The following is a 20,482-nucleotide window of genomic DNA, read 5'->3' as shown; positions in this document are numbered from 1 at the left end:
TCGCACCTGACGCCTACTTGGCGTCGGGACTCCTGTCTCCGAGGCTCAGTGCGAAACTACGCAACAGTGCCGCGAGTTGAACCTGCTGCTCTGATGTCAGGCCGGCCAGGATGGCGCGCTCGTTGTCCATGTGTGCCTCCTGTACGCGATCACAGACCTTCAGCCCTTCCTCGGTCAACTGCACCCGGATGCTGCGCCCATCTTCACTATCCCGCTCCCGCAACACCCAGCCGCGGTCTTCGAGGCGCTTGAGCCGGTGGGTCGTGGTGCCTGAGCTGATCATCATCGTGCGATCGAGTTGCCCTGGGGTCAGGGACACTCCGGCGCCCGCGCGGCGCAGCGTTGCCAACACATCAAACTCCCACGATTGCAGCCCGTACGCGCCAAACACGGAGTCGAGTTGCCTTTGCACCAGGCTCGCCAACCGCGACAGCCTTCCGATGACGGCCATTGGCGTCACGTCGACGTCCGGGCGTACGTGAGCCCATCGGTCGATGAAGTGGTCTACTGCGTCCTGCTGCTCCCCCATGGCGCACCTCCGGGAATTATTTTGACGTCAAACTACTTCTCAAGTTATCTTGACATCAAACTATAGGAGTCTCCGTGAACAGGCCAGCACTCATCGCCACGACGGCGATCGCCCCCATATTGTGGGGAACCACCTATCTCGTCACGACTGAACTTCTGCCAGAGGGTCGCCCCCTCCTCGCTTCAGTGGCACGCGCGCTCCCCGTCGGACTCGTCCTCATTGCTGCGACTCGCTCACTCCCGCGGGGCGACTGGTGGTGGAAGTCGGCCATCCTTGGCACGCTGAACATCGGCGCTTTCTTCGCACTTCTCTTCATCTCCGCATACCGGCTACCCGGAGGCGTAGCGGCCACGCTCGGCGCCGTCCACCCTCTCATCGTCGGAATCCTTGCGGTCGTCGTACTGAAAGAGGGCAGCGCGCGGCGCACCCTCGCCGCCGCTCTACTGGGCTTGGCTGGCGTGGCGCTCCTGGTATTGACACCCGGAGCCAGCGCCGATGCTGTGGGCGTGGTGGCAGGCCTCGCCGCAGGCACCTCAACGGCCGCAGGCGTCATTCTCACCAAGCGGTGGGGACGCCCCACGAGTTTGGCAGCCTTCACCGGATGGCAGTTGACATGGGGCGGCCTTATCTTGATCGTTCCCCTCATCGCACTGGAGGGATTGCCCTCCACCTTGACGAACGTCAACCTGGCCGGACTCGCATGGCTGGCAATCGCCGGTGGCCTCGTGTCCTACTTGCTGTGGTTCCGCGGGATTCTTGCCTTGCCAGCAAGCCAGGTCAGTTCACTAGCATTCCTGGCCCCACTCACCGCAGCTCTTCTGGGCTGGTATGCGCTGCAGGAGTCATTGACCCCGTTGCAGCTGTCGGGCGCAGTCCTCATTGTCGTCGCCGTCAGCATCGGCCAAGGACTCCTCCGCAGGCCGCACCGCCCGGGCAGGGCTCAGGAAGACTCCGCCGTTGCTGTGGCAGCATCTGCGAGCCGTGACAGCGGGGCTCCTAATGCGCTCAGCGCCTCAGGGTCCACTCGATAGAACGCCCAGGTCCCCCGCTTCTCGCGAGTGACCAAGCCCGCCTCAAACAACTGACGCAGGTGATGCGAAACGGTGGGCTGGCTCAACCCCAGGGGCGCTTCGAGGTCACACGCACACACGGCTCCATTGGCCGCAAGAATGCCCAGAATCTTCAAGCGCATCGGGTCCGAGACAACCTTCAGCCGGGCTGCGAAGGGGGCGACATCCCCTGTAGGCACCACTACAGCAGTGCCAGGAGGGCACACGTTCGCATCGGCCAACAGGTTCTTGGGACTGTCCATGTCCAGACAGTACATGAACCATTGATTTCGTTCAATATTGACAGGTGTCAATGTTGAGGCCATGCTTGCCTCATGAGCGAAAACAAGCCCTCAGTCATCTTCGTTTGCATCCACAACGCCGGCCGGTCCCAAATGGCCGCCGGGTACATGCGTCACCTTTCTGGCGGCGCCGTCGAGGTACGTTCTGCCGGCTCCATGCCCGCGGACCAGATCAACCCCGTGGCCGTCGAGGCAATGCTTGAAGAAGGAATCGACATCCGCGAAGAACAACCAAAGGTCCTCACACCCGAAGCCGTCGAGGCCTCTGACGCGGTCATCACCATGGGATGCGGCGACGCATGCCCGTTCTACCCCGGAAAGCGCTACGAGGACTGGAAGCTTGATGACCCAGCCGGCCAGGGCATCGATAGCGTCCGCCCGATTCGCGACGACATCAAGGGCCGAGTCGAAGCTCTTCTCGCTGACCTGCTCTCATGACGGTCACGCAGGTAGCACCCTCACGCTTGTCCACGTTGGACCGATGGCTACCCTTGTGGATCGGTCTGGCCATGGTGGGCGGCGTTGCCCTGGGGCACTTTGTGCCGCAGGTCTCGCAAGCACTCGAAGCGCTTGAAGTAGGCGGAATCTCGATCCCCATTGCGCTCGGGCTGCTCGTCATGATGTACCCGGTCCTGGCGAAGGTTCGCTACGACAAAGTCGCTGCCGTCACCGGCGACAAGCGGCTACTGACCTCGTCGCTCGTTCTGAACTGGCTGGTGGGCCCCGCCGTCATGTTCACTCTGGCGTGGACTTTCCTGCCCGATCTTCCCGAGTACCGCACCGGCCTCATCATCGTGGGACTCGCGCGATGCATCGCCATGGTGGTCATTTGGAACGACCTTGCCTGCGGCGACCGGGAGGCCGCCGCAGTTTTGGTTGCCATCAACTCCGTGTTCCAGGTAGTCGCGTTTTCGCTTCTTGGTTGGTTCTATCTCACCGTCCTGCCGGGCTGGCTGGGGTGGGACACCCAAGGCCTTGACGCATCCATTGGCACGATTGCCCTCAACGTCCTGATCTTCTTGGGCATACCGCTCGCGGCCGGCTTTGCGTCCCGTGCGCTGGGTGAACGCGCCAAGGGACGCGAATGGTACGAGGAGACGTTTCTGCCCCGCGTAGGCCCCTGGGCGTTGTACGGACTGCTGTTCACCATCGTGTTGCTGTTCGCATTGCAGGGCGAGCAGGTCGTTGCTCACCCGTGGGATGTCGCGCGAATCGCCGTTCCGCTGCTGGCCTACTTTGCCATCATGTGGGGCGTCGGCATGGTCACGGGACGCGCACTAGGGCTGGGCTATGCCCGCACCACCACGCTCGCGTTCACCGCGGCCGGCAACAACTTCGAGCTTGCGATCGCGGTGGCGATCGGCACATTTGGAGCGGCGTCCGGTGAAGCGCTAGCCGGTGTGGTCGGGCCCCTCATTGAGGTGCCCGTGCTCGTGGGGTTGGTCTACGTCACGCTCTGGCTCCGCCCCCGTCTGTTCCCGCAGCGCGTCCCTGAAACCGCTCCTGATGCGCGTGTTGAGGAAACGCGCTAGCGTCACAGTAACCGGCAAGTTACCTCGATAAACAGAGTCGAGGAGAATTCTCCGGCAACGGGAACATAACGCCTACCAGACTCGTTCCCCTCAGTAGCAGGCATACCCCGCCTGAACACTTGTAGGGAGGCTGACATGGCTGATCGAGCATTGCGCGGCATGCGTTTGGGAACACAAAGCATGGAGACCCCCGCTCACGCCGAACTGGCAGAGCGCCGCGATGTCCACTACGACTGCCCCAATGGGCACATCCTTACTCTGCCGTTCTCGGTGGAAGCTGACGTCCCGCTGTCGTGGGAGTGCCACTGTGGCGCACTCGCGCTCTTGCGTGACGGCGACCGCCCACAAGAGACCGAAGAGAAGACGCAACGCACCCACTGGGACATGCTGCTCGAACGCCGCACGATCCCCGAGTTGGAGGAACTCCTCGACGAGCGCCTGCAACTGCTCCGGGCAGGACGCCTGGGCTCGTAGTTCAAGAAGTACGGCGACTGAACGCACGGCGCACTTGCGCCGTGCGTTCTTTCATTCCCCACACGGTGGTCTTCACCAAGGCCTCACGGATGATGGCGCCACTCATCTTTGACACACCTTGCTCACGCTCAACAAACGTGATCGGCACCTCGACGACTGTGCCACCGGCCTTCACCACACGCCACGCCATGTCGATTTGAAAGCAGTACCCCTGCGACTCGACAGTCGCCAGATCCAACGAGCGCAGCACGTCCGCGGTGTACGCGCGGAAGCCTGCGGTCGCGTCCTTGACGTGGAGACCCAGCATGAGGCGCACATACGTGTTCGCACCGGTAGAAAGCGCTAGCCGATGCTTGGGCCAGTTCACGACCGAGCCGCCCTTGACCCAGCGTGAACCGATGGCAAGGTCCCAGTCGCCAGGTGCCGCCAGCACATCGGGCAAGTCCTGTGCGCGATGAGAGCCGTCGGCGTCCATTTCCACAAGGATGTCGTAACCACGTTCAAGTCCCCACGCGAATCCTGCCAAGTAGGCCGCGCCCAGACCCTGCTTGCCCGGTCGGTGAAGCACGTGGACGTGTGAGTCTTCCGCAGCCCGAGCATCGGCCCACTCCCCCGTGCCGTCCGGCGAGTTGTCGTCCGCCACAAGGATGTCGACGTCAGGCGCTGCCGCGCGCACACCATCGATTTGGACGGGCAACGAGTCGCGCTCGTTGTACGTGGGAATGATGACAAGGGTGCCGCTCACCAGTCGTACCTCTCTTTGACCGTTCGCACCGTTGCGACGCCCACGAGTAGCACGGGAACCAGCAGGAATCCCCATTGCCAGACGTGCCGCCACTGCACGGCAGGAGTGATCTCTGAGCGTAGCGGTAACTGGGCATACATCTGTTCAGCTGTGAACAACCCGGTGGTTTCCACAATCCGACCGTTGGGAGCAACGACTCCGGAAACGCCCACCGTAGAGATCTGAACCGTCGCGCGGCCCGTCTCGATTGCACGGAACTGCGTCATCTGGAGTTGCTGAGTGGACTCTGCGGTGAGACCAAAGTTCGCATTGTTCGTCTGGACAAACAGCACCTCTGCACCAGCGGCCACCGCTTCCGTGACGATCGGATCGTAGGCCACCTCAAAACAGATGATGGTGCCCACCTCTACATCGCGGCCCACGGACTCGACCGGAAGGGTCACGGTCGCAGGACCCTCACCAGGAATCACCTCCGTACGTACCAGGTCGACAGCGTCGGAGAAATGACTGACGAAGTCGCGCATCGGCACATACTCGGCAAACGGTGCGGGCCGTTGTTTGGAGTAGGTGTCCAAGACGTCACCACCCGGTGCCCACAGCAACGAGGTGTTGTAGCGGCCTTCCTCCGGCGAAAAGTCGTTGGTCCCCAGGAAGATAGGAACGCCCGCCGCCTGTGCAGCGGCGTCCACCATCGTTGCGGACTCGGCATCCGTTCGCGGATCGTAGTCAGCAGCGTTCTCTGGCCACACGACCACGTCCAGCGGTCCCGGATCAGAGTCCATCAGGGCGAAGGTGCCGTCTCGATGGTTCTGCGTGACTTGCCGAGCTTGGGCGAACGCATCCAAGCCTGCATTGGGCACATTGCCTTGTACGAAACCAGCGTTGAGTGTGCCCTCGGTGGCCTGGGTATCAAGTGGAATGAGCAGGCCCGTCATGAGTAGCGTGCCGCCAGCGAGCGGTGCTGCGAGCCCCAAGACCATTCGGCGCCGTATCAGGACCTCGATCCCTAGGCCTAATGCTGCGCCGGCCGTGACGACCACAAGGCCGGTCAGCGGCACGCCCCCAAGCCAGGCAAGTCTCGCCACCGGCAAGTCGGACTGGGAAAACGCGATCCTTCCCCACGGGAACCCCCCAAACGGAATCATGGAGCGCACCTGCTCCATGCCTACCCACAACAAGCCAAAGACAGCGGGCGACCACCACGGCACGTCAGTGTGCCGAGACGGGGCTCGCCTCACGAGCGACCATCCCAGACCGAACAGGCCGATGAACGCCCCCTCTGCGATCGACAACGCAATCCACGGCACTAGCCCGACTGAGGTGTACGCCCAGTACACATGCGGGAGCAAAAACGCGATACCGAAGGCCCAGGTGAGAAGGAAGGCCCGCCACGGGGTGGCTTCTCGAAGGGCGAGCCAGAGCAGTGCGACGCCCGCGTATGCGGCTGGCCACCATCCCCAGTCAGGGAAAGCAGCGTTGACGGCGAGCCCACCTAGGACGGCAAGGAACAGGTTGCGGGTAGCGGCGATCAGCACCGGTTCAGCCTACTTTCCGTCCCGCGTGGCGCCGTGAGGCGCGACGCACGGCCCTTGTCAGTAAGCAACGACGCCACGCCTCATCGCTTCGATGGCGCTGTGCGCACGACTGCGAAGGATTTCTGTGGGGGCCACCTGTGCGATCTGATCGAGGACGTCGATGACTTGCTTGCACCACCGCACCATGTCACCCGGCGCGATGTCCGCGTCCTTGAGTGCAACGTCGAGTGTCTTGCCTTGCGCCCAGGCATGGATGGCGCTCACCATGCCCCAGTGTGGTGCGGGTGCTTCCGGCAGCTTATGCGCATGCTGAAGATCATCGACGTGCGACCACACTCGAACAGAATCCCGCAGCGCTCTCCCCAAGACGCCCGAAGGCCCACCCGGGATCTTGGGGGATCTCATGTCGTCCTCGCGGCGGCCGTTATATAGCAGGCTGGACACGACGGCAGCGAGTGCGGGAGCGTGAAGCTCCTGCCAGATTCCTTGACGCAGGCATTCGGCGATGACGAGGTCGTTCTCTGAGTACAGCCGCTTCATCAGCCCGCCGGACTCCGTCACCGCGGTCTGCGTGCCATCCCCTTCGAGGTAGCCCAGGTCACGCAGCACAGCGCAGCGCCTGTCAAAGATCGTCGCAATGGAGCCGGTCGTGCGCGAGATCTCGCGCACGAGGCGGTCGCGATCCCGAAGAGTCCGGTGGTAGCGCTCAGCCCAACGCGCATGCTGCTCCCTGTCGGGACAGCCGTGACAGGGATGCGCCCGCAGCTGGCGGCGCAAGCTGTCGATCTGGTCATCTCGCAATTGCTGACCGGACGCGGGCTGGGCACGACGTCGCGACGGTAGTTCGAAAGTGTCCTTCGCATTGTTCATCACCTGCGCCAGTTCGCGGCGCTGCTGTGCGTTCCGTGAATCCACTTTCTTGGGCACACGGATCGCACCCACCACTTCCACACCGGCGGGAAGGTCTGCAATGGAGAGCCGAACTGAACGGGCGTGATGGGTAATGACGGTGGGGCGTGGCGTATGCGCGTGATGGTCGGGGAGAACGACAACCGCAAGTCCCGCACGCTTTCCTGAAGCGATCGACACCACATCACCCCTGCGGAGTTGAGAGAGGGTCTCCACCCCTGCATCTCGCCTTTCGCGCTTCACGGCCCGCGACGCTTCTTTCTGCGCACGGTTGATACGTTCACGCAAGGCCGCATACTCCATGAAGTCGCCCTGGTCACAAGTCACGGACTCCCCATACCCGGCGAGCGTCTTCTCGAGTTCGCGAACTCGTCGCGCTTTGCCCACCACGGTTTGGTCCGCTTGATACTGGGCAAACGACAGCTCCAGCAGTTCGCGAGCGGTTTCCACACCGGACTGCGCCACCAGGTTGATCGCCATGTTGTACGACGGGGAGAAACTCGACACCAGTGGGTAGGTGCGACGGGAAGCGAGACGGCCCAACTGAGTGGCGTCGAACCCGGGGTGCTCCACGACGACCGCGTGGCCCTCGATGTCGATCCCACGGCGACCAGCGCGGCCCGTGAGCTGCGTGTACTCCCCCGCTGTCAGGTCCTTGTGGCCTTGACCATCCCACTTGACCAGCTTCTCGAGCACCACCGAACGGGCGGGCATGTTGATGCCCAGCGCAAGCGTCTCGGTAGCGTAGACGACCTTCAGGAGGCCCGCGGAGAACAACTCCTCGACCACCTCCTTGAACAACGGGATCATGCCAGCATGATGAGCGGCAATGCCGGCTTCAAGCGAGTCGCGCCAGCGCAGGAATCCCAGGGCCCCCAAGTCCGCCGATGGGATAGCGGCACAGCGCTCGTCGACGATGCGAGCGATCTCACGCTGCTCTTCCTCAGTCGTCAACGCGAGACCAGCGGCGCGGACTTGGTCCACAGCGTCCTCGCACCCTGCCCTCGAGAACACAAACACGATGGCGGGTAGCAGCCCTTGGCGGTCGAGGACATCAATCACCGCGAACCGCGGCGGAGCCCTGCGGCCCTGAGGACGGCGCCCCCCACGTGAGGGCCTGCCACGATGCCGAGAGCCATCAAAACGGTCACGCTTGGTCGCGGCGATGAGTTCGGGATTGACCGCAGGGTTAACTCCGGGATCCTGCGGATCAACACCGGGCCCGTAGAGATCGAAGATGCCTTCCCTCACCAGAACGTGGGGCCACAGCGGGACCGGCCGATGCTCCGACACCACCACAGCGGTGTCACCGCGGACCTCAGTCAGCCAGGCGCCGAACTCCTCAGCGTTGGACACCGTGGCAGACAAAGCAATCAACGCAGTACGCGGACCCAGGTGGATGATGACTTCTTCCCACACGGAGCCGCGGAACCTGTCGGCGAGGTAGTGGACCTCATCAAGGACCACAGCCCCCAGCGTGTGGAGAGTGCTGGATCCGGCATAGATCATGTTGCGCAAGACCTCGGTCGTCATGACGACGATGGGCGCATTGGAGTTGATCGACGTGTCACCTGTCAGGAGGCCCACGTTGTCGTCGCCGTAGACCCGCTGAAGGTCGTGGAACTTCTGATTGCTGAGCGCCTTGATAGGTGTGGTGTAGAAGGCCTTCTCGCCTCGCTCATACGCGTGCTTGACGGCAAACTCACCCACCAAGGTCTTACCTGCCCCGGTGGGGGCCGCTACAAGTACCGACCGACCATCGGCAACGGCCTCACACGCTTCGCGTTGAAAGGGGTCCAGCGGGAACGACAGCGTTTCCTCGAATGCGGTGAGGTCGGGACGCTTGGCCCGTGCGCGTGCAGACGCGTATCGCTCGGCGGGGGAAGTCATGCAAGCCAGGCTAATGCCGTTGCAGACCGAGCAGTCGCAAGCCACCCGGGAGGACACGGACGTCAACAGGCAGATGCCCGATGGGTTCCCCGTCCGCAGACGCCACCGGCGGTAAGGTGCCGCCTCGAGAGGGCGCAATCGTGACCTGGTCTGCGGAGATCACCTGCACGCGCGGGTCATCGATGTGTGCGCCCCTCAACAGAGCGGGAAAGATCCCCACGATCTCTCTCCTTGTCAAAGCATCGGCAATGACCAGTTCGAGCGCGCCGTCCGTCACCGACGACTTGGGGCTGATCGGAATTCCGCCGCCGAGCAACCCAGAGTTGGAGATTGCCACCAGGGTGCACGACTGCGAGTGCGCGTACACCGTGTGCCCGTCAAGTGACGCATGGATGTCGATGTCATAGGGGCGAAAGACCGGCAACTCTCCCACCACGGCAGCCTTGTACTTAAGAGAGCCACGGGGGAAACGCATACGACGACCGCGCTCCGCGATCGCCGCGTCGATTCCCGCGGAGAGGACCCCGGCGAACCACCGTGTGTGCCCGTCGTTCCTGCGTGTCTGTCCCACATCAACAGGGGTCGGTTCCTGCAGTGAAGCAAGAATCGAGTCGACGGTGTCACTCACGTCTGCGGCCGGAGCCCTCATCACGGATGCAAAGTCATTACCTGAACCCGCGGGAACGATACCCAAGGGCACATCGGTGTTCGCACACACCTGTACGCCCAGGTGCACCGTTCCATCTCCACCGACGACCACCAACGCATCCAGTTGGGTGCGTGCGTCGAGCGCGTTACTCAGCGCTCGCGACCACGACGGCCCCGACAGATCAAGGACGTCAACGCCCCGGTCTTGGAGCGCTCGCAGTGCTCGCGTGCCCGCTCCCCCACCTCGACCCGAGTTGGCGGCCGGGTTGGCCACCAACCCGACTCTTGTCATGCGTCGTCGAGCGCCGCGGCGCGCTTGCGGTCTCGCCGTCTCTCGCCAAGCCTTGCTACGCCGATCGCACCAAAGTACAAGGCCACCATCGGGCCAGCCATGGTCAGCATCGTGACGACGTCTGGTGTGGGTGTCAGCATGGCCGCGGCGATGAAGATGATCATGACTGCCCAGCGCCAGCCCTTGAGCCACGTGCGGGTCCGCACTACGCCTGACCAGCTCAGGAACACCATGACGACAGGAAAGACGAACGCAATGCCAAAGGCGAGGAACAGCCTCATCGTGAAGCTCATCAGCATCTGGGCATCCAGGAAGTTCGACCCGCCTTCGGGGGTGAATCCTGTGAGAATCCGAACGGCCTGCGGATAGATCCACCAGGCCAGAAACAGCCCTGCACCAAACAACGGAATAGCCGATGCCAGGAAGCCGATCGTGTAACGCTTCTCCTTTGACTTCAACCCTGGAGCGACGAACGCCCACAGTTGATAAAGCCACCAGGGAGACGAGAGCGCCACGCCCACAAACAGTGAGACCTTGATCTTCATGTCCAAGGCGGTCGCGAGTCCCGCAAAGTTCACGGTGACCAGCGCGTCCTGACTTTCAGCAGCTTCAATAATGGGCGCCTGAAGTGCTTCGAAGACCGGTTCGTAGATGACCCAGCCAACGACCGAACACACCGCGACACCAATCGCTGCGTAGATCAGCCGGTTGCGGAACTCCCGTAAGTGAGCGCGCAACGACATGCGCGCATCGGGGTTAGACCGACGTGAGGTGTTACTTGCCACGCTTGTCGTCGTCGCTCGAGGACTCGGCGGAGCCTTCGCCGCCGTCCGCAGAACTGGCGTTCGTTGTTCCCTTGTCGTCCGTAGCGGCGTCCTTCTTGTCCGAGTCGCTCAGCGACTTGGTTTCTTCCTTCAGGATCTTCATGGACTTGCCCAGGCTGCGAGCCAGTTCAGGAAGCTTGGGTGCACCAAAGAGCAGGATCACCACAATGGCGATGATGATGATTTCGCGGTAACCCATCACGGTTCCTTCCGGGAGTGAACGTCAGTGTTCCAGTCTAGACCGAGTGTGCGTCGATCACGGCTTGCGCTCGCCGCACGACGGCATCGTGAAGTGCGGCAGGGCCCACGGAACGCAAGTGTGGAGCGACGGCAAGCAGCCGCCCTGCGATCCAATCGGCGTTGGCCACATGGAACCGGGCTGTCACCAGCTCTCCTGAAGTGTGCAGCTCAACACCGGGAAGTTCCTCAACCGCCCATTGACCAGCACGAGCAAGCGTCACGGTTCCCACCCATCCTTGGTCGACCGTGAATCCCAGCCGGTCCGCCGGTTCATGAGTGCCGTGGCCGCCGCCGGGCTGCACCGACACGATGCGCTCAAGCCGCAACATCCGGTAGTCCTGGGCTCGGTGGCAGAAACACTCGAGATACCCGGCCCCGTCAATGACGACCAGGCGGTGTGGCTCCACGGTCCGGACGCTTTGCCTCTCCTGGGCGTCGACGTACGTCAGTTCGAGCGTCGACCTCGCGCTGATCGCTTCATCGATGGCTCCCCTCACTTCCGGAGCAACCGTGGCGCTGTCAACAATCTCCACCGACGAACCGCCCAGTGCGGCCGTCAGTTTCTCGACCACCGTCCTCGTTGCCGCAGGTGCAGCCCCCGTCGCGTCGAGCGCGGATAGGGCACCCACGAGCGCGGCTGCCTCTCGGGCGGAGTAACGCACCTGGCGCAGGCCCTGAGCTTCCGTCAGGTCCGCAACGCCGGCCTCGAATGCGGAAGCATCAAAGTCCACCAGGTCTTCATGGGAGTACCCCGGACGGCCCGACACCCACAACAGGTACAGGTCGTCCTTGATCTGTGCCGCGGACACACCGAAGTGCGCACCCAAGTCCGCGAAGGACGTGGGCCCATGCAACTCAAGGTATTCGACGAGTCCCAGCAGGCGGGTGACCCTCCCTACTGCCTTGTCACCGGCCACCGTCCGCCTCCTCAGCACTGGATCCGATGGTCAGGGCCGCCTGCGCGTACTCCACAACCTCGGCCGCGAGGTCTTCAGGCGTCACCACGGTGACCGCACCGCCTAGCGCCAGCACACGCTCACGCACATCCTCACGGTGGAAGTAAGAGACCTCAATGAGGTCTCCCCCTGCTGTCGGCGTACTGGCGACCGCACGCCGACGCAGCTCATGCGCGGCCTCGGGCTTCACCACCAGGGTTGCGATCTTTGGCTCGTCCTGCGCCGAGTCGCGTTCAGTTTCTCCGGACTCCGGGATGGTGTACGCCTCGGGATCGCCTTCAAGTTTCACATTCCCCAGGACGCGACTGAGGCGAAAGGTCCGCTTGGCTTGGCGGTCTTGGTCAAACCCCACCAGGTAGTCCACGCCACCACGAATCTGAATACGCCACGGCTCCACACGGCGACGTCGGTCTCCCGACGAAGCCGACGCGTATTCGAAGCTCACCACCTGGCGTTGCTGGACAGCTTCCACCAAGGTCGCGGTCGCATCGGTCAAATGGGTAGACAGCGTGGCAAACGGCAACTCCGCGACCTCACCATGCGGGACGTGCGACGCGGCCTTGACCCATGCCTGAGACGCATCCACTCCCAATGCGGCACCGCGCCAGTAGTCAGCGGCCAGCGCTATCACCGCGGACTCCGCCGGCGTGAAATCGATAGGCGGCAATGTGGCCTGGTCGGGATCGATCCGATAGCCGATGTCGTCGCCGTGAGCGTGAGAGCGCACCGTGACGACAGGAACACCCAGCTTGCGAAGCGCATCTTTGTCGCGTTCAAACATGCGTTCAAACGTGGCCTTGCGGCGCTTCGCGGTCTCGTCATCCCACGCAGAGTCTTCGGCTTCATATCCAGCAACGCGCGCACGAATGTCGTCCTTCGTCATGCGAACGCCAGCATGCATCAAAGCGATGATGAGGTTGAGGAGCCGTTCCTCAGGGGTGACCTTCGCCACCTTAGATCCGGACTGCGAGCAGTTCAGTGCTGAGGATGGCACGGCCACCAGCGGCGTACACCCGGTCCATCACCTGGTTCATCTCCGAACGGGGCACCATGACACGCACGGCGTGCCAGTCCTTGCCGTGCAGCGGCGTGACTGTGGGCGCCTCGAATCCCGGGCAAACTGCCACGGAGGCCTCCAGGTGTTCCGACGGCACGTCATAGTCGATGAGCACGTACTGGCGAGCCATCAGGACACCACGCAAACGGCCTGTCAGGACCGCAATGTCTTCATCCGCAGTGTCAGGCCGGCGAATCAGGATCGCTTCCGACTTCAAGATGGGGTCGCCGAAGATCTCCAACCCTGCCGCTCGCAACGTGGTGCCTGTGGACACCACATCCGCAACAGCATCGGCCACACCAAGTCGCACAGACGACTCGACGGCACCATCAAGGCGCACCACGGTGGACTCCACACCAAAAGACTTGAGGTGGTGCTTCACCAGACGGGGATAGCTGGTGGCCACACGCTTGCCGTGGAGGGCCTCAATCGACGAGATCTCGCCGGCGGGCGCGGCATAGCGGAACGTGGACCCACCAAAGCCAAGTTCCAGGTGCTCGACGGCGTCCGCGCCGGAGTCGAGCAGCAGGTCACGGCCGGTGATACCGGCGTCGACGGTGCCCGAGCCCACGTACACCGCGACGTCGCGCGGCCGCAGGAAGAAGAACTCGACGTCATTGCGGGGATCCGCGAGCACCAACTCGCGAGAGTCCCGGCGCTGCTTGTAGCCCGCTTCCTTCAACAGCTGAGCGGCAGGTTCGGACAACGACCCCTTATTGGGAACAGCAATACGCAGCACGGCGCTCCTTAAAGATTGCGGTAGACGTCATCAAGGGTGAGACCCTTGGCGACCATCATGACCTGAGCCCAGTAAAGCAACTGCGAGATCTCCTCAGCAGCGTCTTCCTTGGACTGAAACTCGGCAGCCATCCACGACTCGGCGGCTTCCTCGACCAGCTTCTTGCCGATCGAATGGACGCCCTTGTCGATCATCGCAACCGTGCCAGAGCCCTCAGGACGCTCAGCAACGCGGGCGGACAGTTCAACAAAGAGTTCGTCGAAGGTCTTCACGCGCCCAGCCTAGTGGGATCAGGCGCGCCTCACCGGACACCACACACCGTGCCGTGTCCTCACGACTCGTTACGACGCGAGGTCACGCAAGGTCAGGGCAGTGGCCAAAGCGGCTTCTACCGACTCCGCACCCTTGTCTTCCTTCGACCCAGGAAGACCTGCACGGCTGAGTGCCTGGTCAACCGTGTCGACCGTGAGCACACCAAAGCCCACCGGAACTGCGTGCTGGCGTGCCACTTCGGTGAGGCCATTCGTCACGGAAGAACACACGTACTCAAAGTGCGGAGTTTCACCCTGGACCACCACGCCCAAGGCCACCACAGCATCGGCTCCCTGGCGGGCAAGATGCTCAGCGACGACGGTGAGTTCAAATGCGCCTGCGACACGCGTCACCCGATAGGCCGCGCCCGCCTTCTCAGCCGCCGCAACAGCGCCGTTCACGAGTCCGTCCATGATTTCGGTGTGCCACAGGCTCGCGACGATTTCGACTGTCAGGCCATGGCCGTCAACGTCAATTACAGGTGCTCCAGCGCCGCTCATTCGTCTCCTCCAGTCAAGTGGCCCATGCGCTCAATCTTGGTGCGCAAGTAGTCGGCATTTTCCGGGTGTTCGCCATAGTGGTGAGGAACCCGTTCCGTCACAGAAATACCCGATGCCTGAAGCGCAGCCACCTTGGCGGGGTTGTTCGTCATCAGGCGCACCTCATGGAGACCGAGAGCATTCAGCATTGCAGCCGCAGCACCATATTCGCGTCGGTCAATGGGAAGCCCCAGGTCAGTGTTGGCGTCTACGGTGTCTCGGCCTGCATCTTGCAATGCGTAGGCCTGGATCTTCGCCACAATGCCAATCCCGCGGCCCTCGTGACCACGCAAATACAGCACTGCTCCGCCCTCGGCAGCAACCCGGGCGATAGCGGCGTCGAGCTGTGGGCCACAGTCGCACCGCAAGGAACCGAAGGCATCACCGGTGAGGCACTCGGAGTGCACACGCACCACGGGCGTGCCTCCCTCCGGCACGGGTGCCGTCAACGCCACGTGCTCGTCACCGGTGCGAGCGTCCCGGAACCCGCGAATCGTCAGCACGCCATGGCGGGTGGGGAGGCGTGCTTCACCCAACGCCACCACACGATGAGGGGCAGGCTCGACCGGTGGTGCCTCGTCTCCCCTGTCCTGACGGAAAGCGATGAGTTCCTCGATGGTCATGAACACCAAGCCCTCGCGCTGTGCGATGGCTTTCGCGTCACCGGCACGCATCATGGTGCCGTCGTCGTTCACCATTTCTGCGATCACGCCCACCGGCTCAAGACCGGCGAGCCTGCACAGGTCGACCGCGGCTTCCGTGTGGCCGGGCCGATGCAGCACTCCCCCAGCGACTGCACGCAACGGCAACACATGGCCTGGGCGAATGACATCCTCGGGGTGGGCGTCAGCCTTCGCCAGCACTTGGAGCGTACGGTGACGGTCAGCCGCGGAAATACCAGTGGTGATACCTTCAGCTGCGTCAACGGACACGGTGTAAGCCGTGCGGCGCGGATCCTGGCTGTTCGGCACCATCAGCGGTAGCTGGAGCGCATCTGCCTTGGGCCCAGGCATCGGTGCACACAAGTAGCCACTGGAGTGGCGGATCCCCCATGCAACCCAGTCCACCGTGGCGGTCTGAGCAGACATGATGAAGTCTGCCTCGTTCTCCCGGTGGTGAGAGTCGGCTACCAGGACCGGCTTGCCTTGGCGCAGATCCGCCAGCGCCTGCTCGATGCGCACCGCGTCCTCAGCGGTCAGCACCGCGGCGGCGTTCATGCGCGGTCTCCCAGCATCTTCTCTACGTACTTTCCGATGACGTCGACCTCGACATTCGCAATGTCGCCCACCTGGGCCTCGCCAAAGATGGTGTCGGACAGAGTCGTGGGGATCAGAGAAACCGTCGCGCGATTACCTTCGAGCTCCGCAACCGTCAACGACACACCATTGAGAGCAATGGATCCCTTGCGCACCACATAGCGCAGGAGGTCGTCCGGTAGCTCGAAAGTGAGATTGTCCCAGTCCGGCCGCGAGTCACGGGCCACCAACGTTGCACGCCCATCGACGTGCCCCTGCATGAGGTGACCGCCCAGGCGTCCGTCAGCCTTCATCGCCCGCTCGATGTTGACCCGGTCGCCTGCCTGCAAGCCACCCAGCGAGGTGGTCTCCAACGTGACCTTCATGACGTCAGCGACCCAGGTGTCCCCCGTGTGCTTGGCGACCGTGAGGCACACGCCATTCACAGCGATGGACTCGCCATGAACAAGGTCGGTGCCAAAACCGTCGGTATGAATGGTGAACTGCGCCTGAGCGCCAGCGTCCGAGACAGCTTCGACCGTGCCGACCGTCTCAACGATGCCCGTAAACATCAGGTTCCTTCCGTCAAAAACCCAGTGACCAGGATATCCGCGCCCAATGGCGTGAAGGTCACATCCCGGAGCCGTAACGCATCCGCCATGGTGGAGATTCCCAGGTCCGCGAGAGACGTGGGACCGGCGCCCACGATGGCGGGCGCGAGGTAAGCGTTGACCTCATCCACGAGTCCGGCAGCAAAGAACGCGCTCAGAAGGGTGGGTCCCCCCTCGACCACCACTGTCCTCACCTCACGCGCCCACAACTCCGCCAGGACCTCAGCAGGATCGTGGGTGGAGGCCTGCATCGCATTCGAGTCGCGCCACACCGCTGCGCCGGGTGTGGACCGTTGGCCCACCACCACACGCAGAGGCTGGTGGCCCTGTTCCACACCGCCAGGCCGCGCGGACAGGCTTGGATTGTCCGCGGTGACGGTACCGGTGCCCACAGCAATCGCGTCCACTACTGCTCGGACACCGTGAGCATGCTCTCGTGCCTGCGTTCCAGTGATCCAAAACGAGGTTCCGTCAGCTGCAGCCATTCGGCCGTCGAGCGTTGACGCCCACTTGGCAATCACGTACGGCCGGTGCAACGACATCGCGCGGTGCCAGCGGCGCGTGAGTTGCTTGGCACCGTCGTGCCCAACCAAATCCGCGCCGATTCCCCGACTACGCAACGTTGCCGCACCACCGCTGGAGGCGTCTCCCGGATCCGCGACCGCGTAGACCACGTCACCGATACCGGCAGCGGTCAGCGCGTCAGCGCAGGGGCCCGTACGTCCCACGTGGTTGCACGGTTCCAAAGTGACGTAAGCCCTGGCGCCGCGAACATCGTTGCCGCGCTCAACGGCATCGGCCAACGCCGCTACCTCCGCGTGAGCGGTGCCCGCGCCCCGATGCCAGCCTTCGCCCACCACCACACCTGCGGCCGTAGGGTCCTGGCCGCCGGAGACGATGACGCATCCCACTTGGGGGTTGGGCCCGTACGCGGGGCCACGTTGCGCAAGCACTACTGCCCGGTCCATCGCGTCCCGTCCGGAGGTCACCACCGGTGTGGTCTCACTCATAGGGATGCGCAGACGCGCTCGCGGCGAGGTGCCGTAGCGCATCAACCTCCGCCGCTGGGTCGGCTGCACCGTAGACAGCGGAGCCCGCGACGAACACGTCGCAGCCAGCAGCGGCAGTCTGCTCAATGGTGTCGCGTGCGATTCCGCCGTCGGTCTGAATCCACAGATCAAGATCTGCGGCACGCGCTGCATCCCGTAGAGCCGAGACCTTTGGGAGCATGTCGGGCATGAAAGCTTGGCCACCAAAGCCTGGTTCCACTGTCATGACCAGCACCATGTCAAAGTGCTTGAGGTCGTCAATCACCGCGTCGACCGGGGTGCCCGGCTTCAAAGCCACGGACGCGCGTGCGCCTAGGGCGCGCAGGTCTTGAGCGATGGCCAGCGGGTTGGACGCAGCCTCATAGTGGAAGGTGACCGATGCGGCACCGGCCTCCGCGTATCGAGGAGCCCAATGATCTGGGTTCTCGATCATCAGGTGAGCGTCGACTGGCATGGGCGCGACCTGGGCGATGCGTTCCACCACGGGTAGTCCCAACGTGAGGTTAGGAACAAAGTGTCCGTCCATGACGTCGACGTGGACCCAGTCGGCGGTGGAGATGCGCGCCACCTCTGCCTGCAAGTTGGCGAAGTCTGCCGACAAGATTGACGGAGATATCTGCATTCCCATGGGTACGAGGCTACTGGACTCGGGCCTGCGGATCGCCGGATTTCTTCGCGGGCAGAAGGTCCGCTAGCCCACTGTCAGAAGCTGAATGAACATCGCATCCGTGGCGTGAACATGGGGCCACAGCTGAACATGGGGTCCTTGACCCCAGTCCGCAGGCTCGGTACCGGTCGCTGCTGCAACAGCCAGGCGAGTATCCAGCAGCACCGCACCGGCATCCTCGACAACTGCCCGCGTCTCCGCAACCACCGGAGAACACGTCACATATGCGACCGCACCACCTGGCGTGACCAGCCGAAGTGCCTGCGCAAGAAGTTGAGTCTGAATCTCGACGAGTTCGTCCAGGTCCCGTGGTGACCGGCGCCACCGGGCTTCCGGCCTGCGGCGAAGGGCCCCTAGACCCGTGCAAGGCGCGTCCACCATGATCCGGTCATAGCTGGCGGGCTCACCCCATGCGCGCGCATCGACGGCGTGCACCGAGACCACGCCCTCAGGAACAGCGCGAACCGAGTCCTTCACCAGGCCGGCCCGATGCGGGTGCAGTTCCAGTGCATCGAGCGCACCGCCGTCCAATGCGACCTGTGCACCGACGAGGGCTGCCTTGCCGCCGGGACCGGCGCACATGTCGAGCCATCGTTGTGGCGGTTGGCCCCCGTCCTTGTTGAGGGCGGCGTCGGCGTGAAGCAGCGCCAAGGCAGCCAACTGACTACCTTCGTCTTGAACGGCTGCTTCACCCCGTGCGACCGCTGCAATGTCACCCGGATCGCCTGACTCAAGGATGAGAGCATACGGTGACCACGAGCCGTCTACGGCGCCAGGAGCGTCCTGGGCGACGGCGTCACGCGACACCAATCCCGGCCGTGCCACGAGTGTGACAGCCGGAGGCTGATTGTCAGCCTCAAGCAACGCTTCCAGCTGACCGGGACGACCATCAGCGATCAACGCCCGGTCCAACTCCCCCACCATCCACTCCGGATGGGAGTGCTTGACCCCAAGTGAGGAGCGAGACGTTCCTGGCGCGACGCGCGAGAGCCACGTGTCGAGATCCGCCTCCACGATCCGTCTCATCACTGCGTTCGCAAAGCCGCTTGCCCCCTTGCCCCGATGCAGGCGCACCAGATCAACCGTCTCTGAGACTGCCGCGTGCGGAGGCACACGCATCCCCAAAGCTTGATGGGCGCCCAACCGCAACGCCACCAACACTTCCACGTCCAAGTCCCGAGCCGAACGCTTTGCCGCCTTGCTCACGATCGCGTCGTAGCGGCCCACCAGGCGCAGAGTGCCATAGGTCAACTCGGTAGCGAAGGCCGCATCGCGTCCACTGAGCCCGCGCTCGCGCAGCACCGTCGGCAACGCCAAGTTGGCGTACGTGTCCTGAGTCTCGACTGCGAGAACTACGTCAAATGCCGCCTGCCGTGCGGCATCGACCTTCACGCTTCACCCAGGGCTGAGCCCTCGGGCAACCGGGCGCCCCGCCACCACGCCGCAGCATCCATGGGCTTCTTGCCAGCCGGTGCAATGGTGCTCAATGCCACCGGGGACGTTCCTGTGCCCACCAGCACCTTGCCGTCATCCCACCGCAACTGGCCGGGGACCGTCGCAGCCGCATCTGCTACCTGAACGACGGGTCCGAGTTTGGCAACTGACCCATCAGGGAGCGTGGTCCAGGCTCCGGGAGCGGGAGTACATCCGCGAATCTGACGGTCAACGAAGTGACTCGGCCGTTCCCACTGCACGTACGCATCGTCCCTGGTGAGCTTGGCGGCGTACGACACGCCGTCTTCGGTTTGGGCCACGGGCGCAGCCTGACCCGAGGTGAGGGCGTCAACAGAGTTCACCAGCAAGGGTGCACCGGCGTGTGCCAGACGGTCCAGGAGTTCGCCGGCCGTGTCTGTGGGACGGATCCTCTCGGTCAACGTGCCAATCACCGGCCCCGTGTCGAGCCCCTTCTCCAGCACGAACGTGGAGGCACCTGTGAACTCGTCCCCCGCCATGATGGAACGCTGGACAGGAGCGGCACCGCGCCACGTCGGCAACAAGGAGAAGTGCAGGTTGATCCAGCCCGTGCGCACCGCGCCAAGCAGGTCCTCTTTCAGGATCTGGCCGTAGGCCACCACCGCAGCACAGTCCGCGTCAAGAGCCGCAATGTCTGCAATGAACGCGGGGTCCTTCGCGTCCACGGGCGTGAAGACAGGCAGTCCATGTGCCTCAGCAGCGACTTTGACGGGGCTTGGATGCAGAGTCTTTCCCCGCCTTCCGCGCGCATCAGGCTGGGTGATCACCGCCACGACCTCATGGGGCGACGCCACCAACGCTTCGAGGGACGGAACGGCCACGTCAGGGGTACCCGCAAAGATCACACGCATAGCGACAATCGTAGTCGGCGGCGC

General features: G+C 63.4%; 23 protein-coding genes. 4 read left to right on the top strand and 19 right to left on the bottom strand.

Annotated elements, in window-relative coordinates; genetic code table 11:
• Nucleotides 1–13 precede the first annotated feature (13 nt).
• Nucleotides 14–529, bottom strand: coding sequence for a MarR family winged helix-turn-helix transcriptional regulator (locus ON058_RS06655; RefSeq protein WP_274668240.1), 516 nt, complete (start codon nt 527–529; stop codon nt 14–16).
• Between the two features lie 74 nt (nt 530–603).
• Here ON058_RS06655 and ON058_RS06650 point away from each other — a divergent pair, with 74 nt between their 5' ends.
• Nucleotides 604–1,560, top strand: coding sequence for an EamA family transporter (locus ON058_RS06650; protein WP_274668239.1), 957 nt, complete (start codon nt 604–606; stop codon nt 1,558–1,560).
• Here the strand turns inward: ON058_RS06650 and ON058_RS06645 are convergent.
• On the bottom strand, nt 1,470–1,841 hold the full coding sequence (locus tag ON058_RS06645) for a helix-turn-helix transcriptional regulator (protein ID WP_274668238.1): 372 nt from the start codon (nt 1,839–1,841) through the stop codon (nt 1,470–1,472). The two genes, ON058_RS06650 and ON058_RS06645, sit on opposite strands and share 91 nt — an antisense overlap.
• A gap of 72 nt (nt 1,842–1,913) precedes the next feature.
• Between ON058_RS06645 and ON058_RS06640 the strand changes: the two genes are divergently transcribed.
• The 3 genes from ON058_RS06640 (at nt 1,914) to ON058_RS06630 (ending at nt 3,886) form a co-directional block, all read left to right on the top strand.
• Nucleotides 1,914–2,318: an arsenate reductase ArsC gene (locus tag ON058_RS06640; RefSeq protein ID WP_274668237.1), complete on the top strand. Its 405-nt coding sequence runs from the start codon at nt 1,914–1,916 to the stop codon at nt 2,316–2,318.
• Complete coding sequence (gene arsB / locus ON058_RS06635) at nt 2,315–3,412, top strand: ACR3 family arsenite efflux transporter (protein WP_274668236.1); 1,098 nt, start codon at nt 2,315–2,317, stop codon at nt 3,410–3,412. Before ON058_RS06640 ends, arsB begins: the two co-directional genes overlap by 4 nt.
• Nucleotides 3,413–3,547: 135 nt before the next feature.
• Nucleotides 3,548–3,886, top strand: coding sequence for an RNA polymerase-binding protein RbpA (locus tag ON058_RS06630; protein WP_274668235.1), 339 nt, complete (start codon nt 3,548–3,550; stop codon nt 3,884–3,886).
• 1 nt (nt 3,887) lies between these two features.
• Here the strand turns inward: ON058_RS06630 and ON058_RS06625 are convergent, their stop codons facing one another.
• The 17 genes from ON058_RS06625 to fmt all read right to left on the bottom strand — a co-directional run bounded on the left by ON058_RS06625 (nt 3,888) and on the right by fmt (nt 20,458).
• A complete protein-coding gene (locus tag ON058_RS06625; RefSeq protein WP_274668419.1) occupies nt 3,888–4,634 on the bottom strand; it encodes a polyprenol monophosphomannose synthase in 747 nt (248 codons plus the stop codon).
• On the bottom strand, nt 4,628–6,166 hold the full coding sequence (gene lnt / locus ON058_RS06620; RefSeq protein WP_274668234.1) for an apolipoprotein N-acyltransferase: 1,539 nt from the start codon (nt 6,164–6,166) through the stop codon (nt 4,628–4,630). The genes ON058_RS06625 and lnt overlap by 7 nt, the downstream gene beginning before the upstream one ends.
• A gap of 57 nt (nt 6,167–6,223) precedes the next feature.
• Nucleotides 6,224–8,965 (bottom strand): RNA helicase, encoded by a 2,742-nt coding sequence (locus ON058_RS06615; RefSeq protein ID WP_274668233.1) that lies wholly within the window; start codon nt 8,963–8,965, stop codon nt 6,224–6,226.
• A gap of 10 nt (nt 8,966–8,975) precedes the next feature.
• The gene (locus tag ON058_RS06610) at nt 8,976–9,887 is read right to left on the bottom strand and encodes a diacylglycerol kinase family protein (RefSeq protein ID WP_274668232.1); all 912 of its coding nucleotides are present in this window, start codon (nt 9,885–9,887) and stop codon (nt 8,976–8,978) included.
• 14 nt (nt 9,888–9,901) lie between these two features.
• Nucleotides 9,902–10,690, bottom strand: coding sequence for a twin-arginine translocase subunit TatC (gene tatC, locus ON058_RS06605; RefSeq protein ID WP_342453000.1), 789 nt, complete (start codon nt 10,688–10,690; stop codon nt 9,902–9,904).
• Nucleotides 10,680–10,928: a Sec-independent protein translocase subunit TatA gene (gene tatA / locus ON058_RS06600; protein ID WP_274668231.1), complete on the bottom strand. Its 249-nt coding sequence runs from the start codon at nt 10,926–10,928 to the stop codon at nt 10,680–10,682. The genes tatC and tatA overlap by 11 nt, the downstream gene beginning before the upstream one ends.
• A 37-nt stretch (nt 10,929–10,965) precedes the next feature.
• Nucleotides 10,966–11,886 carry a YafY family protein gene (locus ON058_RS06595; RefSeq protein ID WP_274668230.1) on the bottom strand — a complete coding sequence of 307 codons (921 nt, stop codon included), beginning with the start codon at nt 11,884–11,886 and terminating at the stop codon, nt 10,966–10,968.
• Nucleotides 11,876–12,877 carry a YafY family protein gene (locus ON058_RS06590; RefSeq protein ID WP_274668229.1) on the bottom strand — a complete coding sequence of 334 codons (1,002 nt, stop codon included), beginning with the start codon at nt 12,875–12,877 and terminating at the stop codon, nt 11,876–11,878. Before ON058_RS06590 ends, ON058_RS06595 begins: the two co-directional genes overlap by 11 nt.
• Before the next feature lies 1 nt (nt 12,878).
• Entirely contained in the window at nt 12,879–13,721 is an 843-nt protein-coding gene (gene hisG / locus ON058_RS06585; protein WP_274668228.1) for an ATP phosphoribosyltransferase, read from the bottom strand.
• 8 nt (nt 13,722–13,729) lie between these two features.
• Nucleotides 13,730–13,993 (bottom strand): phosphoribosyl-ATP diphosphatase, encoded by a 264-nt coding sequence (locus ON058_RS06580; protein ID WP_274668227.1) that lies wholly within the window; start codon nt 13,991–13,993, stop codon nt 13,730–13,732.
• A gap of 69 nt (nt 13,994–14,062) precedes the next feature.
• Nucleotides 14,063–14,533, bottom strand: a complete 471-nt coding sequence (ribH, locus tag ON058_RS06575; protein WP_274668226.1) for a 6,7-dimethyl-8-ribityllumazine synthase — start codon at nt 14,531–14,533, stop codon at nt 14,063–14,065.
• Nucleotides 14,530–15,789, bottom strand: a complete 1,260-nt coding sequence (gene ribA, locus ON058_RS06570; protein ID WP_274668225.1) for a GTP cyclohydrolase II — start codon at nt 15,787–15,789, stop codon at nt 14,530–14,532. The genes ribH and ribA overlap by 4 nt, the downstream gene beginning before the upstream one ends.
• Nucleotides 15,786–16,379 carry a riboflavin synthase gene (locus tag ON058_RS06565; protein ID WP_274668224.1) on the bottom strand — a complete coding sequence of 198 codons (594 nt, stop codon included), beginning with the start codon at nt 16,377–16,379 and terminating at the stop codon, nt 15,786–15,788. Before ON058_RS06565 ends, ribA begins: the two co-directional genes overlap by 4 nt.
• The gene (ribD, locus tag ON058_RS06560) at nt 16,379–17,428 is read right to left on the bottom strand and encodes a bifunctional diaminohydroxyphosphoribosylaminopyrimidine deaminase/5-amino-6-(5-phosphoribosylamino)uracil reductase RibD (RefSeq protein WP_274668223.1); all 1,050 of its coding nucleotides are present in this window, start codon (nt 17,426–17,428) and stop codon (nt 16,379–16,381) included. The genes ON058_RS06565 and ribD overlap by 1 nt, the downstream gene beginning before the upstream one ends.
• Nucleotides 17,421–18,095 (bottom strand): ribulose-phosphate 3-epimerase, encoded by a 675-nt coding sequence (gene rpe, locus ON058_RS06555; RefSeq protein ID WP_274668222.1) that lies wholly within the window; start codon nt 18,093–18,095, stop codon nt 17,421–17,423. Before rpe ends, ribD begins: the two co-directional genes overlap by 8 nt.
• A gap of 63 nt (nt 18,096–18,158) precedes the next feature.
• Nucleotides 18,159–19,526, bottom strand: a complete 1,368-nt coding sequence (locus tag ON058_RS06550) for an RsmB/NOP family class I SAM-dependent RNA methyltransferase (protein WP_274668221.1) — start codon at nt 19,524–19,526, stop codon at nt 18,159–18,161.
• Nucleotides 19,523–20,458, bottom strand: coding sequence for a methionyl-tRNA formyltransferase (fmt, locus tag ON058_RS06545; RefSeq protein WP_274668220.1), 936 nt, complete (start codon nt 20,456–20,458; stop codon nt 19,523–19,525). Before fmt ends, ON058_RS06550 begins: the two co-directional genes overlap by 4 nt.
• Between the last annotated feature and the right edge of the window lie 24 nt (nt 20,459–20,482).

Origin of the sequence: Demequina sp. B12, assembly GCF_028823635.1 — a bacterium.
Taxonomy (GTDB): domain Bacteria; phylum Actinomycetota; class Actinomycetes; order Actinomycetales; family Demequinaceae; genus Demequina.
Note: the sequence above shows the minus strand (reverse complement) of the source record. Positions and strands in the feature narration are given on the sequence as shown.

What these genes read in the sequence shown, in the direction of transcription:
- arsB (WP_274668236.1), top strand. Translation starts at nt 2,315, where the DNA reads ATGACGGTCACGCAGGTAGCACCCTCACGCTTGTCCACGTTGGACCGA.
- ON058_RS06655 (WP_274668240.1), bottom strand. Translation starts at nt 529, where the DNA reads ATGGGGGAGCAGCAGGACGCAGTAGACCACTTCATCGACCGATGGGCT.
- ON058_RS06645 (WP_274668238.1), bottom strand. Translation starts at nt 1,841, where the DNA reads ATGGACAGTCCCAAGAACCTGTTGGCCGATGCGAACGTGTGCCCTCCT.
- ON058_RS06630 (WP_274668235.1), top strand. Translation starts at nt 3,548, where the DNA reads ATGGCTGATCGAGCATTGCGCGGCATGCGTTTGGGAACACAAAGCATG.
- ribA (WP_274668225.1), bottom strand. Translation starts at nt 15,789, where the DNA reads ATGAACGCCGCCGCGGTGCTGACCGCTGAGGACGCGGTGCGCATCGAG.
- fmt (WP_274668220.1), bottom strand. Translation starts at nt 20,458, where the DNA reads ATGCGTGTGATCTTTGCGGGTACCCCTGACGTGGCCGTTCCGTCCCTC.
- rpe (WP_274668222.1), bottom strand. Translation starts at nt 18,095, where the DNA reads ATGGGAATGCAGATATCTCCGTCAATCTTGTCGGCAGACTTCGCCAAC.
- ribH (WP_274668226.1), bottom strand. Translation starts at nt 14,533, where the DNA reads ATGAGCGGCGCTGGAGCACCTGTAATTGACGTTGACGGCCATGGCCTG.
- ON058_RS06640 (WP_274668237.1), top strand. Translation starts at nt 1,914, where the DNA reads ATGAGCGAAAACAAGCCCTCAGTCATCTTCGTTTGCATCCACAACGCC.
- ribD (WP_274668223.1), bottom strand. Translation starts at nt 17,428, where the DNA reads ATGAGTGAGACCACACCGGTGGTGACCTCCGGACGGGACGCGATGGAC.
- ON058_RS06565 (WP_274668224.1), bottom strand. Translation starts at nt 16,379, where the DNA reads ATGTTTACGGGCATCGTTGAGACGGTCGGCACGGTCGAAGCTGTCTCG.
- ON058_RS06615 (WP_274668233.1), bottom strand. Translation starts at nt 8,965, where the DNA reads ATGACTTCCCCCGCCGAGCGATACGCGTCTGCACGCGCACGGGCCAAG.
- tatA (WP_274668231.1), bottom strand. Translation starts at nt 10,928, where the DNA reads ATGGGTTACCGCGAAATCATCATCATCGCCATTGTGGTGATCCTGCTC.